Raw genomic sequence first — 18,725 nt, forward strand, 5'->3', positions numbered from 1 at the left:
ACGTATAAATATTACACGTCCCTATTGTTTTTGAGCTAATATACATCTTAAATTATCGTTTAACGCCTCTAGTCGAAGTATTTTGAATCCTTCTTTTTCAAGTAGTTCTTTAAGCTGTTTTGTTGTTCTTAACACCCTAAAATTTGGACCGTACCATATTATGTTATCTCTATCGTTTAGATCAGGTACATATACAAAAGCTAGTACTTTTTCTGCATTGTTTAAGTGTTTTGACATATCAAAATTTTTTTCAAATTCTCCTAGAATTAAAAGATTTTTTGAATCTTCATTCACTGTTATTTCTAAATCATCAAAGACGCTTTTGTATTTTTCTTCATCAAATCCTACTATTTGTAAGTCGTTGATTCCAGAGTCAATTAAGCCTTTTAAAATGTATTCTTTTTTAATCTCAAATGGTTTGGTTTTGTATATTTCTTTTTCTCGTTCTTCATATATTTTTAATGCCTCATCAGAAGGGTAAGGAACTGCATACATAAAATTGTTTGCTTTTTTCCAGCTTCTTATTGGGTGTATAATACCAAGCGTAGAAAGTTTCTCTGAGATATTTCCTACCCAAATTATTTCATCATTGTTTTTCATGAAATTAAATCGAGTGTTTGGATAAAGCCCAGAGTATGTATATCGTCCAAGCGCAAAATCTGCTAGTTTGTTGTTTTCTTCAAGAGATTTGATGTGTAATTCAAAGGCTTTTTTCATATCCTCTTTTTCATAGATTTTCGCTAGTCTGTAGTAATAAAACGGGAATTCTTCTGTATTTTCTATTTTGTTTAACAGTTTTTTTGCCTTTTCTGAATCTTTTTGGATATATGAAATACCTGATGTGTACAATGCAAAGGGAGAATCTGAAATGAGATAAAGCCTTTGGCATTGCTCTTGACCAATATATTCTATAATGTTGAATATAAACTCTTTTCCAGATGAAAAGTACGAATACATTTCTTCGTACACACCGTCCATTAATGGATCTAGCTTAGTACTTAAATCTTCAACCACTGGCTTTATAAACCTTGACAATTCGGGCAGAATCTCCATTGCTTTTCTATATTGATCAATTGCTTCTTTAAAGCGTTTTACTCTTAAATAGCAATCTCCCAGTAATGCATACAATACTCCCTGAACCTTTTCGTTTTCTATTTTTCTAAAAGAGGAAAGGGTTTTTAATATGCCTATTGTATCTTGTGTGTTTTTTAATATTGAATAAAACAGGAGAAGTCCTGGTATCTCTGTTTTTTCAACAAATTCAAGGTGATCGTCTTTTGTTAAAAAGTCTAAAAGTTGGTCTTCACCAGTTTGTAGCTTTTTTAATATATATCTAGATATTTCGTTTTTGTGGGTTAGTTTGTCTAATAAGTCATTGTCAACTTCAAGGTTTAAATCTGCGATTTTTTCAATCAGTGAATCATAGTAAATTACCATTCCTTCTTTTTCTAAGTTGTCAACAAGGATTTTAATTCCTGGTATTATACTTTCTAGTTCGCTTTTTGTTTTTACTGTTTCGTTTATATCTTGAAGAAGAACATATACATTGTTTCTTTCTAAGGTTACATTTTCTTCTGAGAATGTGTCTTTGAGGTATTGATTGAAACCTTCAAAATCACCTGTTTTTAAGGAGGATCTTGCCATCAATATATTTGCAAGAGGGATCTGTTTGAAAGACATTATTGTCCATTCGAATTTTTCTACGTTTTTCATAGCATCGTCAAGCACTTCAAAAAACTTTCTGCCCCATTTTAGTAGTTCGTTCCAATCTTTTTCTCGTTCATATGCTACCATCATAGCAAAATAAGGGTCTGGATAATTCGGTGCAACTTTTATACATTTTTCTAAAAGTTGTTTAGATAAGTCTTTTAAACCACCCATAATGCAATCCAGTCCAAATAAATACATAAATTCAAGACCAATAGCAGGAATTTGCCCTACTTTTTGTATTGCTTCTAAGGTTTGCCAAGCCACCTGATTCTTTTTATATGTATATCCTCCAATAGATTCTGTTTTGTACAATTGAACCAAATAATATATTCGCTCTAGAGGTTCTTTAGCTGTTTGTAAATGTTCTCTAATAAGATTTCCAGTTCTTTCATATTTTTTCTTTTTTAAAGCTCGTGTCCAGATATATCCATAATGTAATATGGGAAAGTTGGCATGCACTACTTTTGGTTGGTAGATAGCTTGGTTGTGAACAACATTTTTGTATGAAATGGTTCCTCTTCTAAAAATTCGAGGGGTAGAGGCAATCTCTGTTTTAGTTAAATCTATATCTAGATAACTAATTGTGGGAAGGTAGACTGTGTTTACTGATTTATCAAGACCTTTTAGAAAGTCTCGAATATTCTTTCTAAAAGATTCAGATGCTTCTTCATCAGCATCGTATATTAATACCCATTTACAAGTTGGAAATTGCAAAGAGTAATTTCTTGCTTCAGAGAAATCGTTTTGCCATTCATGAAAGTATAGTTTGTCTGTGTATTCTTTTACTATTTCGGGAGTTCTATCAGTTGAACCCGTATCAACTACAATTATTTCATCTGCAACATCTTTTATAGACTCCAAAGCATGTCTTATATTAGCTTCTTCGTCTTTTACTATCATTGCTACAGAAAGTAAGCCTTCATTGTTTGAAACCATTTTTTAATTGCCTCCTCTAAAAGCTAGCTATGGTATAATTTTTATTTCTCTAATTAATTATACTAGAAGTATGTGTGAAAGTCCTAAAAAAAAGAGGGCCATTCGGCCCTCTTTGCTATTTGATTTATTATCTCAACAATTGTAAAACGTTTTGAGGAATCATATTTGATTGAGCTAACATTGCATTTGCTGATTGCATTAATATCTGTTGTTTTGTGAACGCCATCATTTCTTTTGCCATGTCTACATCTCTGATTCTTGATTCTGCTGCTGTTAGGTTTTCAGAAGCTACACCTAAGTTGGAAATGGTGTGTTCTAATCTGTTTTGAACAGCTCCAAGGGACGCTCTTGCTGTACTTACTTTATGTATTGCTGCATCTACAACCATAATGCTTCTTTCTGCACTATCTTGATCTGTAGCTTTGAGTGAACTTGTTGTAAGTCCTAAAGCTTTGGCACTCATGTCATCTATTCCAAGAACAATATTATGTCCCTCATTTGCTCCTATTTGTAAGACAAGCGAGGTATCGTCATACCACCTCTCCTCGGCCCTTACAACTCCACTATCGATAACTGCTTCCATTGGTAAGGCACCGTTGAAATCATTAATGTCATAAACATCGGTGTTCCAAGTGAATGATAGGGCTTTGACTGAAACACTAAACCCGTCTTCTTTTGAAGCTGTCATCGACACATTGTCAATAGATGCTTTCCCCTCAGAGAAATCTACTATTGGTGAAGTTACCAAACCTTCATCGTTAAAGTAATTTACTCTTACATCTAACGGGCTCGTTCCTTCACCTTTAAATTGCCCTACTTCTACAACATACGAGCCTTCTGGAGCATCCACAGCCTTTGAAGTTGCAAGAGAAACTTTTATAGAATCGATTTTACTATCAGATAATACAAAGTCAAATTTTAAATCTCCAACCGTTGTAGATACTGTTTGGTTTGTATTAAGATCGAGCCCTTCAATGTTAAAATTCACGTTATTATATGTTATTTGAATAGTTCCTATGCCGTCAGCATTAGATTCACCCGTATCTATAAGTTTTACTGTAACTGCTCCTAATTCTAAATCATTAAGTTCAAGGCTAACTACGGCAGTATTATCTCCACTCTCAACTTCAACTTCCCCCAAGGATGTTCCAGAAGCCACCGTCATAGCACCTAATGCAGTTCCTTTTAATGATGCTTGTAAATCAAAGTTTCCACCAGTAACTACTTTAACATCTGCTTCTGGCCTGAAGCTTTCTATCTTACCGTCAAGTAGTTTCATAGTGTTGAATTCTGTGGTTCTTGCTATTCTATCGATTTCTTCTCTTAATTGATCTATTTCTGCCTGTATCTGGTTTCTATCTACGTTTGTGTTTGTGTCTGATGCTGCTTGTACGGAAAGTTCTCTCATTCTTTGAAGTATAGAGTGTGTTTCTGTTAAGGCTCCTTCTGCAGTTTGTATTAAGGATATTGCGTCTTGAGCGTTTTTAACAGCCATGTCTAAACCTTTGATTTGTCCTCTCATTTTTTCAGAGATGGCAAGCCCTGCTGCGTCGTCTCCCGCTCTGTTGATTCTTAATCCTGAAGACAGTTTTTCAAGTGTTTTACCCATAGATGAGTTAACTTGGTCTAAAGACCTCCATGCGTTTAAAGCACTTATGTTGTGATTAATCCTCATAAATTCATACACCTCCGTGTGATTTTTATTTTTTGCCCTTCCTTGGGCTGGTTTTTCTCTAGCGCTAGAGAATTTCATTATTATTATCGGAGTTATTTTGAGAAACTTTAATGGGATTGTTTGTGAAGTAAAGTTGGTTATGTTGCAGGGCTATCGCCCTGCTTTGATTAAAGAGATGTAGAGACGCCCTATATGGGCGTCTCCAAATAATAAATAATTCAACCTTTGGTTAAATCAGATGTAGAGACGCCCTACACGGGCGTCTCATGGTTTTAATTATGGTTTAAAAACATAAATACGAGACGCGCGTGTAGCACGTCTCTACAATTAAGGATTAACATGGATTATAATAGATTTAGGTAATAGCAGAATGTTATTAAATTTAAATGTTTGCCAAACAATATATTGTTTAAACGTTGGTTGATCAGTTGTAGAGACGCCCTATATGGGCGTCTCATGGTTTTAATTATGATTTAAAAACAAAAATACGAGACGCGCATATAGCACGTCTCTACAATTAAGGATTAACAAGGATTATAATAGATTTAGGTAATAATAGAATGTTATTAAATTTAAATGTTTGTCAAACAATATATTGTTTAAACGTTGGTTGATCAGGTGTAGAGACGCCCTATACGGGCGTCTCATGAATTTGATTATGGTTTAAAAACAAAAATCAGAGACGCGCATGTAGCACGTCTCTACAACTAAAAATTAACGCTGGTTATAACAAATACGAGACGCGCATGTAGCACGTCTCTACAATTAAAAATTAACAAGGATTATAATAGATTTAGGTAATAGTAGAATGTTATTAAATTTAAATGTTTGCCAAACAATATATTGTTTAAACGTTGGTTGAACAGATGTAGAGACGCCCTATATGGGCGTCTCATGGTTTTAATTATGGTTTAAAACAAAAATCAGAGACGTGCGTGTAGCACGTCTCTACAGAAAATCAATAAACAAGACGCGCGTATAGCACGTCTCTACAAGTCGTTGAAATCAGGATTTGTGAACTTTTATGACTTTCTTTCTGCCTGATAGAAAGTAAGTGGTATGAAAAGTAAAAGAAAAAGTTGTTATTTTATATAAATCGGGCTTATTTGTTTCTCCTTGACTTTTTTCGAGGTTGAAAAAAAGTTTGTTATTTTATACAATGTTTATAGAAATATATAAAACTTTGTTATATCTTTACTAAAGCAAATTATTGTTAACAATTATAGGAGGATTGTTGTGGAGCCAGATAATGTTTTAGAGGTTTTTAAAACCGTTCAAAAGAAATCTCTTATTTCAAGAACTGAGATAGCTAAGATTACAAAGCTGAGTCCATCTACCGTTGGAAGGTGTACTCAACGTCTTCTTGAGAAGAACTTTTTTGTAGAAAAAAGGGTTGGGAAGAGCTCTGGTGGAAGGCCTCCGATATTGTTAGATATTAACAGAGAAAACGGTTTTTCTGTTGGAATAGAGGTGGGAGAGTCACATATTGATGCGGTTCTTTTGAATTTAGTTAATGAGATGAAAGATAGTAATAGTAAAAGACTGTCTAATCATTTAAGCCCGAATGCTTTAGCAGATGATATTAAAAATATGATTGATGAACTTGTTAACAAAGCTCATATATCTCAAGAAGATATTATCAGTGTGGGAGTGGGTTTACCTGGGATTGTTAGCGCTGATCAGAAAAGGTTACTGTTGTCTCCTAATTTAAAGTGGAAAGACGTTGATATGGCTAGGTTACTTGAAGGAAAATTGAATAAGCCTGTTTTTTTGGATAATGGAGCTAATTTAATGACCTTTGCTGAATATCATTATAATAAATTGTCTTCAAATGCTATGGTATTAGGAATTATTGTAGGAAGGGGTATAGGTACTGGGTTAGTTGTTAAAGAAAGTATTTTTAGGGGAGTAAATGGGGCTGCCTTAGAGGCAGGACATTCTGTAATAAAGACAGATGGACCGTTGTGTAGTTGTGGGAGACGAGGTTGCGCCGAAGCGCTTGCTTCATTACCTCGACTAATTGAGTCATATAACAAGCAAAGTAAAAGCAAAAAAATAGATAATGTCAGAGAATTAAATGAGTTATTTTTGAAAAAAGATAAATTGGCAGTTGAGTTAATAAACGAAGAAGCGTTTTATCTTTCAGTTTTGTCTGCAAACCTAGCAAACATTTTCAATCCTTCACACATTATTATTGGTGGAGAGATTTCTCCAATCTTACCTCTTATGATTAAAACAATAAAAACTTCATTTTTAGATCAAGTGTTAACTACTAACAGATGTGAACTGTTGACTTCGCAATTAAATGAAAAGAGTATAGCCTATGGAGCAGCGATAATGGCTATAGAAAAGGAGATTGAGGGTTATATTTAGCAAAAATGCATGAATTTTAGCTTTGAAGTGGTTTTCAATTAACAGGACAATGGTAATTTGTTATAGAAGGATTAAAGAGCATTAAAACACAAATACTATTACAAACAAGGATGTGAAAAAAGTGGAAAGAGACATAAAAAGTCTAATTGCGCAGATGACACTTGAAGAAAAAGCTAGCTTATGTTCAGGGTTAGACAATTGGCACACAAAACCCATAGAAAGGTTAGGAATACCTTCAATAAAGATGAGTGATGGGCCACACGGATTAAGGAAAGAAGTACCAAACCAAAGAAACAGTGTACCCTCAACATGTTTTCCAACAGCAGTAACAACTGCAAGTTCCTGGGATAGAGAACTAATCAAACAAATGGGACAAGCCATAGCTCAAGAATGTCAAGCAGAAGAAGTAGACATCATATTAGGGCCAGCAATAAACATAAAAAGGTCACCGCTTTGTGGAAGAAACTTCGAATACTTCTCAGAAGATCCATACCTATCAAGCCAATTAGCAACAGCCTACATACAAGCAGTACAAAGTATGGGAGTAGGAACCTCCTTAAAACATTACGCAGCGAACAACCAAGAATACAGAAGATTCACCATAGACGAAACAATAGACGAACGAACATTAAGAGAAATATATTTATCAAACTTTGAAGGAGCAGTAAAAGAAGGCAAACCCTGGACAGTCATGTGCTCATACAACAGGGTAAATGGGATACTAGCCTCTGAAAACAAATACCTACTAACAGAGATACTAAAAGAAGAGTGGGGGTTTGAAGGATTTGTAGTATCAGACTGGGGAGCGGTAGATGAAAGGGTAGATGCATTAGAAGCGGGGTTAGACCTAGAAATGCCATCAAGTTATGGGATAGGAGACCAAAAGATAATAGAAGCAGTGAAGATAGGGAAACTTGACGAAAAAGAACTAGATCAAACAGTAGAAAGACTACTAAAAATAATATTCAAGGCAGTAGATAACAGAAACCGAGGAACAACATACGACAAACAAGCCCACCACAAACTAGCAAGAAAGATAGCAGGAGAAAGCATGGTACTCCTAAAGAACCAAGACAACATCCTACCGCTAAAAAAAGAAGGAACCATAGCGATAATAGGGGCATTTGCGAAAAAGCCAAGATACCAAGGAGGAGGAAGCTCACACGTCAACCCAACAAAACTAGATAACGCCCTAGAAGAGATAGAAAAGCTAGTCCAAGGAAAAGCAAAAATCATCTACGAAGAAGGATACAACCTAGACAACGATGAAATGAACCAAGAACTAATAGACAAAGCAAAAGAAACAGCGAAAAAATCAAATGTAGCGATAATCTTTGCAGGATTACCAGACAGATACGAATCAGAAGGATACGATAGAAAACACATGAAAATGCCAGAAAACCACAACAAACTAATAGAAGAAGTGTCAAAAGTACAACCAAACACAATAGTAGTATTAAGTAACGGAGCTCCCGTAGAAATACCGTGGATAGATAAAGTCAAAGGACTACTAGAAAGTTACCTAGGAGGTCAAGCAGGAGGAGGAGCTGTAGCAGACATACTCTTTGGAGAAGTAAACCCAAGTGGAAAACTAGCAGAAACCTTCCCCAAAAAACTAAGTCATAACCCATCGTACCTAAACTTTCCAGGAGAAGGAAACAAAGTAGAATACAGAGAAGGAGTATTTGTAGGCTACAGATACTACGACAAAAAAGAGATAGAACCACTATTCCCATTTGGATATGGATTAAGTTACACAACATTTGAATACACAGACATAAGTGTAGACAAAAAAGAAATAACAGACAAAGAAACGATAGAAGTAAAAGTGAAGGTAAAAAACACAGGAAAGGTAAAAGGAAAAGAGATAGTACAACTGTATGTAAGGGATGTAGAAAGTAAAGTAAACAGGCCAGAAAAAGAATTAAAAGGCTTTGAAAAGATAGAACTAGAGCCAGGAGAAGAAAAGACAGTAACGTTTAAACTAGATAAAAGGTCATTTGCATATTACAACACAGAGATAAGAGACTGGTATGTAGAAAGTGGAGAGTTTGAGATACTGGTAGGTAAATCATCAAAAGAGATAGAATTAAAAGAAACAGTAAAAGTGAATTCAACAGTTACTATAAAGAAAAAATACGATAGGAATTCGCTTGTAAGAGATTTGTTAGAAGACGCAAAAACAGAAAAAATAATTTTAGATGTAGTAGACAGTATATTAGAAAAGATAAAAGAACCTGGTAAGGAAAAAGAAGATGTGAACGATGTAATAAAATGGATTATGGATATGCCACTAAGAGGGTTAGTCAGTTTTAGCAAAGGAAATTTCACTGATGAAATGTTGCAAAAGTTACTAGAAGTGTTGAATAAATAACAATCTCCAATAAAGAGGGGCTCTGTTTGAGCCCCATTTGGAACAGTAGAGACGCCCTACACGGGCGTCTCCTTGTTTTAGATTGGATTATTATTTAGTAACCTATTGTTGGTCTTTAGCGATTTAATTTTTGAAGCCAATTGTGAAGATTGTCATAACTTATAAATTGTATTCTTTCTTCTATGGGTTTAAACGCAAATTTACTTAATTTATCTTTGAATTCTTCTTTCCTTTGCTTAGGTGCAACTATATTCATCTTAACAGAAAAGTCTTGTAGTTGTGAAAATTTTGTTAAAGAATTGATAAAATCTGTTGTATGTTCAACTTCAAAAACATATTCAGGAAATTTTCTTGAATTAAACCAAATAACATCTATCGTCTTGATGGTTCGGATTATGCTATCATAAGTAAAATTATATACTTCTTTGAGAGTTACATATTCTATTAATGGTTTTTCTAAATATTTTTTGTTTTTATCTTGTGGTGGTACATAAGTTTCAAATCCTAGAATATTACCCCATTCAACAAGCACCCCTTGATAATAAGTATGATTTATATTTTCTTCTTTTTTGGGATTTTTACTTATTTCCATCAACGAAAGAACTTCTTTAGGTAATTTATCTTTATAACTTTTCAAAGCCCATAAACCAGGTTTGATTTTGAAAAAATACTGTTCGTTTTGAACAATCCTACGTATTGAGGCATAGGGAGTTTTAGTTTCCCATTTAACTCCAGGTACTTTTAAGACATGTGTGTATAAATAATTAAGGGTAGCATATCCACCGTTTTCTTCCATAACTTTTCTTACAGCTTCGATTTGGGTCATTAATTATCCTCCTCGTAACCTAAGATTAAAACTAATTTTTGAGGACTATTTATCTATTCAATTATTAACTATATCTCAATTGTTCTTCCTGCTCCACCTTCAAGATAGGAATTTGGATATATTTGCTTTATTTTATCTTTCTGTTCTGTACAATGAGTAGCACAGATTAGTTTTAACCCCTCTAAAGATTCAGCAGGGGTACCATGCAGACCCCCAATAATCCCATAGACTTCACCAAATTGAGAAGCAGCCTTTAAAATGTCTTCCATCTTAGGATGAGAACACCCTGTAATAATAACAATTCCTTTGCTGGTTTCTACACAAAGAGATTGCTCGATTCCGTATATACCTCCAGTAGAATAGACTCCTTCGTGAATCTTAGTTGCACTATATATTGTGACAACTTCTCTTGCATTCTTAACCCCTTTAAAAACAGGTGGCACCCATACTTTTACTTGATCATTCTCTGACAGAAAGCCAGATAATCCACCAACATGATCATAATGAGCATGAGAAATAAAAATTTCATCTATAGAGTTTGGTGATATACCAAGCTTTCTCATATTATTAAGCAAAATTTTTCCACTACTACCTGTATCAAACAGTATTTTTGGAGCACCTTCTTTTTCTATCAAGGCTGAAAATCCCCAATTAGGTTCCAAGTCTTTGTTATATGCGACGTTATCGTAAAGGATTGTGACCTTCATTGGTTCCTCCCCTTTCTATAATCTACCTCAATTTTCTTTAAACACATACATTTTATTATATCAAATTTCAACTATATTATGCATATTTAAAATAATTATGCATGTTTAAAATAATTAGGTAAAATGAAAAGTGTATTGTAAAATAAACATGGGGATAAAAAAAGTTAGAGACTTCTGTGTAGATCGTTTCTAAATTTGAAAAAATGTAGATTAAAAGGAGATTATATAGTGAAAGTTTTACTTTTCGTTCTTCTTAATTCTAAAACAATATAAATAGATACTTTACAAATGGAGATTTTTTTAAAAATATGTTGTTGGATTTATAATGGGTTAAGGGCAGAGTCCTCTCGCCTCTCCTTTGCTAAACGTAGCGAAGAAGTTAAAGGAATTCATAGTTAGTAAGAATTAGAGTTATGGAGGTATTTTTATAAAAATTTAAAGAAACTACAGTAGAAATGATTGATAATTATTATATTTCAAATGATGAGTTAGTAATAGTTTTTCAATTATATGAAATTGCGCCATATGTATCTGGGATAAGAGAGTTTAAATTTTCACTAGAAGAATTAGGGATAGAATGATTTAATTGGGGAATAATGCTTTAAAACTAAAAAACGAGACGCGCGTGTAGCGCGTCTCTACAATTGTAAATTAATGCTTGTATAATATATTTACCTAATAAATATTGTTTTATTTTTCCTTGCAAAAACTAATAATTACTATTTCTAATTCAAAATTTCTTTCAATTCTTCTATCGTTATTTCTAATAGATTATCTCCGATGTAATTAATTGTTTCATCATCAGCATGTCGAATTTTCTCTTTCAATTCTTCTGTTAATTCATTTCCAAATCTTCGACTCAATACATTAATAGCAACTTCCTTTTTTCCTTCTATTTTCCCTTTTTCAATACCCTTTTCAATACCTTTTTCAATACCTTCTTCTCTTAACTTTTCAGCTATCGACATTATCAATTCACCCCTTTCAACTGATTCTTCTTTTGCAGTTCTTTCTAATTCTTCTATTTCTATATCATCTCTTACATTTAATAGGTATTTTATACACATCTCAAATACTTCATCTGCTTTTTCTTTATCTTGCATTTTATTTATTAGCTCTACTATTAGCCTAAATGCTTTGTAAAATCGTCTTACATTATATTTACGCATTTAGACGCCATTAAATCCGAAAGATATGGGCTCTGCTTACAGTTCCCAAATTAGATCCCATAAAGTCAACAGTTGATAAATTATGTGATTACAGATATTTCGAAAATTCGTCGATATCTAAACTTGCTCGTTGAAGAATACCTTTTAAAGTTCCTTGCATCTAGCTACATACCAATTATCTTCTTTTTGTACAACAACATTAACTTTTAAGCTCGATGTATCTTTTTCACTTTAAGAAGTTTTGTTTGTGATAGTGTTTTTGCATGAAGATTAAATAAATACACGTTACAAGATAGTTTATATACATGATAATTATTAAAATTATATCATATTGCTCTATAGTTTCTCTTTTTAAAGAAGTATAGTTGATTTTTATAATTTCAATAATATCTATTGCTTGAGTGTTAATGATATAATAAAATTAATAAAAATAACATTCAAAAATCATCTAAACCCTAACAACAAATCTTTTTTGTGCATTATTATTTTCCTTAATTAATAAACCAAAGATCTCCTCTCTTTAAATTTAAAACTGTATGATATAATTAAATTAGGAGAAATAACATTTAATGACTCTATCGCAAAGTATTTGAAAATCGAATAAGAGGGGATGTCAAAATGATAACCCAGCAGCAAATTGATATTATAAAAAACTTTTTAATCAAAAATTTAGATGTAGATGTAATATATCTTTTTGGATCTTCAGTAAAAAACACAATGAGAGAAGATAGCGATATTGATATCGCCTTTTTGAGTGAAAAATCCGTAGATCCATTTGATCTTTTTCTTTTATCTCAGAAGTTAGCTGATTTAGTAGGCAGAGAAGTAGATTTAATAGATATTAAAAAAGCGACTACTGTTTTTCAAACTCAAATAATAAGCACCGGAATTGTAATTTACTCTCGTGATGAGAAAAAAAGAGCCATCTTTGAAATGATTACCTATAAAAGTTATGCAAGGTTAAATGAAGAACGAGAAGAAATTCTAGATAAAATAAAAGAAAGTGGGAGCATATATGCAAAATGATATTATAATAAATAAAACAGCGACTATTGAGAGATGTATTTATAGAATAAATGAAGAATATAACGATGATCCAGAAAATTTAAAAAACTACACAAAGCAAGACTCAATAATATTAAATATTCAAAGAGCGTGTGAAGCTTGTATAGATATAGCTATGCATATTGTATCTACTAATAAATTAGGAGTTCCACAGACAACTCGTCAAGTTTTTGATATTCTTAATGAAGCGAACATTATTGATGAAAGGTTAGCTGACAGATTGAAAGCGATGGTAGGATTTCGAAATATAGCTGTTCATGATTATCAAGCTCTTAATTTGAGCATAGTTCAAAAAATTATTGAAGAACATCTAAACGATTTTCTTGAATTTACAAAAATAACTTTAAAATTATTAGATTAAAAAGTAAGAAAATCAAATACAATATAATAAGTAAATAGTTTTAAACACTGATTTAAGCTTGTGTAGAGACGTGCTATACGCGCGTCTCCTGATTTCAAAATCAATATCCTTAAAAAAAGACGCTCGTATAGAGCGTCTCTACAATTATGGATTAATATTTATTATAATACATTTACCTGATTAATAATGTCTTATTTTTCATACAAAAACTAATAATTACTATTTCTAATTCAAAATTTCTTTCAATTCTTCTATCGTTATTTCTAATAGATTATCTCCGATGTAATTAATTGTTTCATCATCAGCATTTCGAATTTTCTCTTTCAATTCTTCTGTTAATTCATTTTCAAATCTTCGACTCAATACATTAATAGCAATTTCCTTTTTTCCTTCTATTTTTCCTTTTTCAATACCTTTTTCAATACCTTCTTCTCTTAACTTCTCAGCTATCGACATTATCAATTCACCCCTTTCAACCGATTCTTCTTTTGCTGTTCTTTCTAATTCTTCTATTTCTATATCATCTCTTACATTTAATAGGTATTTTATACACATCTCAAATACTTCATCTGCTTTTTCTTTATCTTGCATTTTATTTATTAGTTCTACTATTAGCCTAAATGCTTTGTAAAATCTTTCTATATCTTTTTCAAATGCACTCCTCATTACTTCTATCACCAATCTTGTGTACGCTTCCCCTACTATACTTGCTTTCGACTTTGGTGAGAAATCTTGCAGCTCATACTCATAACTTGGTATGTATTTTCTTATTTCTTCGGGCATGGCTTTTATTCCTTCAATAAGGTTTATTAGGTTAGTTTCTATATTCCATGCAGTTTCTCCATGGTATATTACTATGGGTATTATTATCGGAATAGTATTTTTTGATTTTTCGTATGTATCTTCCCATATTTTAAGCATGTATTTTAATAACTGAAATATGATTTTTTTATCTTTATAACTCTTATGCTCAAATAGAAAGTATATATATCCCGCATGATTGTTTATCTTAGTTTTCCATAATAAATCTGATTGCACATTTTGAAATTCCTCATCTACATAACTTCCATTTTCTTTCACTAAATAATTTAAATCTATCGCTTTAACAACATTTTTTGGTAGATAGTTTTGTAAGAAATCTTTTGCTATTTCTATATCTCCAAAACTCATTTTGAAAAAAGCATCATGTGGATTGTTTATTTCGTTCATTAGGTGTCCTCACTTTTGGTGTTATTTGAGCATCAATAAGTTCAGTAATTTAACTTCCACCTTAATTATACCATACAAAACAACTGTTCTTATTCAAGGACGGGTAATTTTACATTTAATAATCTTCCAAAAATTGATTTAACCTCGTGTAGAGACGACCTATATGGGCGTCTCTGGGTTTAATGGTTATTTTGAAAACAAAAAAGACGCTCGTATAGAGCGTCTCTACAACTAAAAATTGATGTAGTTTCCTAGAATAATTCAAAACACAAATTATATGTTTACCAATCAATAATTGATTTAAACATTTATTAAATCAAGTGTAGAGACGACCTATATGGGCGTCTCCAAGGTTTTATCATTATTTAAAACAAAAAACGAGACGCTCGTATAGAGCGGCTCTACAAGGTTTGAATTTATGTGGATTATAACAAAATATAGTATAATAAAAGTTAAGAATAGTTTGTATCTTCAAATTATAGGAGGCGAAATATTTTGAACAATTTAGATTTTTTGATAGCCGATTTACCTGAAGATGTAAATAATTTAATTTGTTTTGGAGAATTTCAAAAAGCAGTTAGATTGATTGATATTTATTTAGATAGAAATATTTCAAATACGTTGAAGCAACGCCTAAACTTTGAAAAGTACAGAATAGATGTTCTTAAAAATGAATACATATATACTTTCGAAGAAGCTTTGGAGCTAGCTCAAGAAAAAATTGAAGGTTTTACAAGGCAAGATTTAGAAGATTTGAAAGATCAACGCTATGCAGATTGGATATTCATTGAAGGAAGAGAGATGTTCAGCAAGCGATTTTTAGATAATATCATAAAAGTGCATCCAACAATTAAAGAACGTCTGAGAATTAAAGAAATAGAAGATGAAGAGGAAAGGGACTTCTTAGACAACGCTATAAAAGAAATTATTGAAAAAGGCGAAAAAAGCTATTTCATCCATCTCAAAACTGGTATTAAGATGAAAAGTGAGCATGCCAGAATTAATGAAACTGTGAGGGTTCACTTGCCTATTCCACAAAAAGCTCAACAGATAGCTAATATTAACATACTTAACACCTCTCATACTGCAAAATTTATCTCTCCAGAAACATACCCCCAAAGAACTATATTCTTTGAAGAACAATTGAAAGAAAACGAAAATTTTACAGTCGAATATTCATACGAAAATCATGTAAAATATGTAAATCCTGATTTTAATAAAGTGCTTAAAAGGCAGCCCAAATTTCACACAAATGAATGGTTACCTCAAATCAAGTTTTCTCCATTTTTAGTAGATTTGGCAAGAGAGATAGTTAAAGAAGAAGTAAATCCTTTGCTTAAGGCTAGAAAGATTTATGATTATATAACTCAAAATGTTCAGTACTCTTATGTCAGACCTTATGTGTCAATTGTTAATATTCCAGAATATGCTGCATACAATTTGAAAGGAGATTGCGGTGTTCAAGCCCTTCTGTTTATAACCTTATGTAGAATTGTAGGAATTCCAGCAAAATGGCAATCGGGTTTGTATGTAACTCCATATGGTGTTGGCCCTCATGATTGGGCACAGTTTTATATAGAACCATATGGATGGTTATTTGCAGATCTTTCATTTGGTGGCAGTGCTTACAGGGCTAAAAATGAAAGAAGATGGAATTTCTATTTTGGTAACCTAGACCCCTTTAGAATGGTTGCTAATTCGGAATTTCACTATGACCTTTTGCCACAAAAGAAATTCTTAAGATCTGATCCATACGATAATCAAGTAGGTGAGGTAGAATATCTTGACAAAGGTTTTTCAAGAAATGAATTCGATGTTATAATGGATATAATAGATGTGCATGAAATTTAGCCTTAATATCTAATTATAATTAATCTTTCCCCTCTTTCTAGAGGGGATTTTTTGTTGAAATAGTTTCAAAAGATAAATACATTTCTTATTAGATAATGTGATGGTTAATTATTAAAAAAATATTGAGGGAAAATAACATTTTTTTCATCAAATGAAGATGTTTAGAAAATATTAGTCTTTAAAGATGTTTTTTTAATACAATGTTATCTTTTAATTTACTTTTATTAACAATCAGGAACAATAAGTATGTTGTTTTTCCTGTTATAAGTCTTATAGTAAGCTTCACTAAATAAGAATTTTACAAACAAAAAAATTAATAAGATTTTATCTGTTATTTATTTTAATGTAAAAAAATGTTATACTATATTATGAGAACTAGCAAAGATTATTCTAAAAAAGGTGGCCGAGATATGAGAGATCAGAGACTAAGCACAGAAGAAATAGGCGAGATATTAGACATGTATGAATCTTCATCAGAGATGCACACGGGGGCCGTTATAAGAATAGATTTGTCAAATCATAAGATTTTGTACTCATCAAATTTTAAGAGAGTGACCGGCTTTGGAAAAGATGAAATCCCTAGAAATCTAGATGAATTAATAAAATTATTGCGAGAAGAAGATTTTCACAGGTTTCAGCACAATTTAAATAATTATGATTATGGTAGTGAATGGATTTTAAGAGTATCGTTAAAGGAAAAACGTGAAGGCTTTGATAATTTTGAATTAGTTGGAAAGAAAAAACGAATGGATGATAGGGATATCATATATATATTGATTAGAAATACTAAACAGAAGTACGGAAGGATAACTCCTGAAACTTTCTTTCCAAAAGATGTGTTTGATAATTCCCAGCAGGCTATTGTAATAACTGATAAAAACAATAAAGTAGTAACGATTAATAAGGCTTTTAGTGATATGATGGGTTATTCTCTTGAAGAAGTAGTTGGAAAAGATCCCCATTTTTGGTCTTCTAATATGCATGATAAAACTTTTTATCAGAGAATGTGGTATGACCTTAAGACGAAGGGATTTTGGAATGGTAGGATAATCAATAAGAAAAAGAATGGAGAAATCATTTTTACATATTCGAATATCTTTGAAATTAAGGGGTACAACAACGAGCTAATAGGCTATATTGCAATCAATTCTGATATAACTACTAATATTAAAAGAGAAGAAGAGCTTACCAGGGTACATAAGTATGACTTTCAAACATGGTTGCCAAATAAAGAATTTCTATTAGAGAAAATGAGAGATGTTATTTCAAAAACTACAGTGAATAGTGATGCAGAATATGTCCTAATAGTGATAAAGATTAATAAAATGCACGAGTTACCTATAGTTTATGATTTTGAGAAAACAAACATTATTATAAAAGAAATAACAGAAAGAGTTACGAAAATTGCAGCGAACGATTTTTTTGTTTCAAGAATTGCTGATGACGAATTTGCTTTATTTGGAAGTCTTAACTCTTTAGAGAATATAGAAGAAATTTCAAATACATTAATTAAAACATTAGCAGAGCCTTTGCAAATATTTGGAGAAAAAGCATTTATTAAAGCAAGAATTGGTATCAGTACTTATCCTCATAATTCAAATGATCCTGAGCAGTTGATAAATCAAGCTAGAACGGCGTTAAACGTTTCTTCAAAAAACGATATCAACTTTTATTCACCAGATTTATCTAATTTGATAAAATATGAAAATCTTATTGAAGAAGAGATATATCAGGCCCTACAGAACAATAAGCTTGTATTATTTTTTCAGCCACAGATAGAAACACGTAATTTTGAGTTAATAGGTGCAGAGGCTTTAGTTAGGTTACAAAAGAGCGACGGCACTATTTTATCTCCTATGGACTTTTTAGAGGTTGCAAAGAAAAAAGGGTTGATGACTGAGATAGATAGATTTGTTTTAGAAAGTACTACTAAAATAGCTAAAGAACTGAATTCTTCAAAGAATAGATTAAAGGTATTTTTTAATGTTTCTAAATCTTTTTTTGAAGATGAAGATTTTTTGAATTTTATTGAGATTGTTTTGGATAAGTATGGTATAGATCCTTCGTGTTTAGGGGTTGAACTGACTGAGGAGATTTTCATTGATGACTTTTATTCTGCACAGAAAAAGATTAATGCCTTAAAAAAAATGGGGCTGCAAATAGCTTTAGATGATTTTGGTACAGGTTTTTCTTCATTGTCATATCTTAACAAGTTAAGGATTGACAAAATAAAGATCGATAAATCTTTTGTTGATGACCTTTTAAAAAGTGAGTCTTCAAAAAGGCTCGTCTCTAGTATAATTTCTATGTCTCATATTTTAGGGCTTGAAGTTATTGCAGAAGGGGTAGAAACAGAAGAACAGTTGTCCTTTCTTCAATCAAAAGGATGTTATGAAATACAGGGTTATTATTTTAGTAAACCTCTTCCTTTACCTGAATTTGTAGAATCATTTTGTTAAAGACTAATAT

12 protein-coding genes and 1 pseudogene are annotated in these 18,725 nt (G+C 31.9%); 7 read left to right on the plus strand and 6 right to left on the minus strand.

Annotated elements, in window-relative coordinates; all coding sequences use genetic code 11:
• Positions 1-21 precede the first annotated feature (21 nt).
• Together DTL3_RS05130 and DTL3_RS09870 are read right to left on the minus strand one after the other, a co-directional pair.
• The gene (locus tag DTL3_RS05130) at positions 22-2,646 is read right to left on the minus strand and encodes a glycosyltransferase (protein ID WP_045087812.1); all 2,625 of its coding nucleotides are present in this window, start codon (positions 2,644-2,646) and stop codon (positions 22-24) included.
• A gap of 127 nt (positions 2,647-2,773) precedes the next feature.
• Complete coding sequence (locus tag DTL3_RS09870; protein ID WP_045087813.1) at positions 2,774-4,321, minus strand: flagellin N-terminal helical domain-containing protein; 1,548 nt, start codon at positions 4,319-4,321, stop codon at positions 2,774-2,776.
• Between the two features lie 1,236 nt (positions 4,322-5,557).
• Here DTL3_RS09870 and DTL3_RS05140 point away from each other — a divergent pair.
• On the plus strand, positions 5,558-6,694 hold the full coding sequence (locus tag DTL3_RS05140; RefSeq protein ID WP_045087814.1) for an ROK family transcriptional regulator: 1,137 nt from the start codon (positions 5,558-5,560) through the stop codon (positions 6,692-6,694).
• 121 nt (positions 6,695-6,815) lie between these two features.
• Positions 6,816-9,068 (plus strand): glycoside hydrolase family 3 C-terminal domain-containing protein, encoded by a 2,253-nt coding sequence (locus DTL3_RS05145; protein WP_144403484.1) that lies wholly within the window; start codon positions 6,816-6,818, stop codon positions 9,066-9,068.
• A gap of 115 nt (positions 9,069-9,183) precedes the next feature.
• Here DTL3_RS05145 and DTL3_RS05150 read toward each other — a convergent pair whose 3' ends face one another.
• Positions 9,184-9,894, minus strand: coding sequence for a hypothetical protein (locus DTL3_RS05150; protein WP_045087815.1), 711 nt, complete (start codon positions 9,892-9,894; stop codon positions 9,184-9,186).
• Between the two features lie 68 nt (positions 9,895-9,962).
• Positions 9,963-10,601 (minus strand): MBL fold metallo-hydrolase, encoded by a 639-nt coding sequence (locus DTL3_RS05155; RefSeq protein ID WP_045087816.1) that lies wholly within the window; start codon positions 10,599-10,601, stop codon positions 9,963-9,965.
• A 452-nt stretch (positions 10,602-11,053) separates the two neighbouring features.
• Here DTL3_RS05155 and DTL3_RS09460 point away from each other — a divergent pair.
• A pseudogene (locus DTL3_RS09460) lies at positions 11,054-11,182 on the plus strand (RsiV family protein); the annotation flags it as partial.
• 144 nt (positions 11,183-11,326) lie between these two features.
• Here DTL3_RS09460 and DTL3_RS09720 read toward each other — a convergent pair.
• Positions 11,327-11,770, minus strand: coding sequence for an RpnC/YadD family protein (locus DTL3_RS09720; protein ID WP_197539501.1), 444 nt, complete (start codon positions 11,768-11,770; stop codon positions 11,327-11,329).
• 618 nt (positions 11,771-12,388) lie between these two features.
• Between DTL3_RS09720 and mntA the strand changes: the two genes are divergently transcribed.
• Positions 12,389-12,796 (plus strand): type VII toxin-antitoxin system MntA family adenylyltransferase antitoxin, encoded by a 408-nt coding sequence (gene mntA / locus DTL3_RS05165; RefSeq protein ID WP_045087817.1) that lies wholly within the window; start codon positions 12,389-12,391, stop codon positions 12,794-12,796.
• Positions 12,786-13,196, plus strand: coding sequence for a type VII toxin-antitoxin system HepT family RNase toxin (gene hepT / locus DTL3_RS05170; protein WP_045087818.1), 411 nt, complete (start codon positions 12,786-12,788; stop codon positions 13,194-13,196). Before mntA ends, hepT begins: the two co-directional genes overlap by 11 nt.
• A gap of 225 nt (positions 13,197-13,421) precedes the next feature.
• On the opposite strand, the gene DTL3_RS05175 is transcribed toward hepT, so the two are convergent.
• Complete coding sequence (locus DTL3_RS05175) at positions 13,422-14,405, minus strand: Rpn family recombination-promoting nuclease/putative transposase (RefSeq protein WP_045087819.1); 984 nt, start codon at positions 14,403-14,405, stop codon at positions 13,422-13,424.
• 495 nt (positions 14,406-14,900) lie between these two features.
• Here DTL3_RS05175 and DTL3_RS05180 point away from each other — a divergent pair, with 495 nt between their 5' ends.
• The gene (locus DTL3_RS05180; protein WP_052670390.1) at positions 14,901-16,256 is read left to right on the plus strand and encodes a transglutaminase-like domain-containing protein; all 1,356 of its coding nucleotides are present in this window, start codon (positions 14,901-14,903) and stop codon (positions 16,254-16,256) included.
• A 410-nt stretch (positions 16,257-16,666) separates the two neighbouring features.
• Positions 16,667-18,715, plus strand: a complete 2,049-nt coding sequence (locus DTL3_RS05185; RefSeq protein WP_045087821.1) for a sensor domain-containing protein — start codon at positions 16,667-16,669, stop codon at positions 18,713-18,715.
• The last annotated feature ends 10 nt before the right edge of the window (positions 18,716-18,725 follow it).

It is taken from the genome of Defluviitoga tunisiensis, assembly GCF_000953715.1.
Classification (GTDB): domain Bacteria; phylum Thermotogota; class Thermotogae; order Petrotogales; family Petrotogaceae; genus Defluviitoga; species Defluviitoga tunisiensis.

Excerpts from the sequence above, each read along its gene's own strand:
- DTL3_RS05130 (WP_045087812.1), bottom strand. The coding sequence starts at position 2,646 with ATGGTTTCAAACAATGAAGGCTTACTTTCTGTAGCAATGATAGTAAAA.
- DTL3_RS09870 (WP_045087813.1), bottom strand. The coding sequence starts at position 4,321 with ATGAGGATTAATCACAACATAAGTGCTTTAAACGCATGGAGGTCTTTA.
- DTL3_RS05175 (WP_045087819.1), bottom strand. The coding sequence starts at position 14,405 with ATGAACGAAATAAACAATCCACATGATGCTTTTTTCAAAATGAGTTTT.
- DTL3_RS05185 (WP_045087821.1), top strand. The coding sequence starts at position 16,667 with ATGAGAGATCAGAGACTAAGCACAGAAGAAATAGGCGAGATATTAGAC.
- DTL3_RS09720 (WP_197539501.1), bottom strand. The coding sequence starts at position 11,770 with ATGCGTAAATATAATGTAAGACGATTTTACAAAGCATTTAGGCTAATA.
- hepT (WP_045087818.1), top strand. The coding sequence starts at position 12,786 with ATGCAAAATGATATTATAATAAATAAAACAGCGACTATTGAGAGATGT.
- DTL3_RS05155 (WP_045087816.1), bottom strand. The coding sequence starts at position 10,601 with ATGAAGGTCACAATCCTTTACGATAACGTCGCATATAACAAAGACTTG.
- mntA (WP_045087817.1), top strand. The coding sequence starts at position 12,389 with ATGATAACCCAGCAGCAAATTGATATTATAAAAAACTTTTTAATCAAA.
- DTL3_RS05150 (WP_045087815.1), bottom strand. The coding sequence starts at position 9,894 with ATGACCCAAATCGAAGCTGTAAGAAAAGTTATGGAAGAAAACGGTGGA.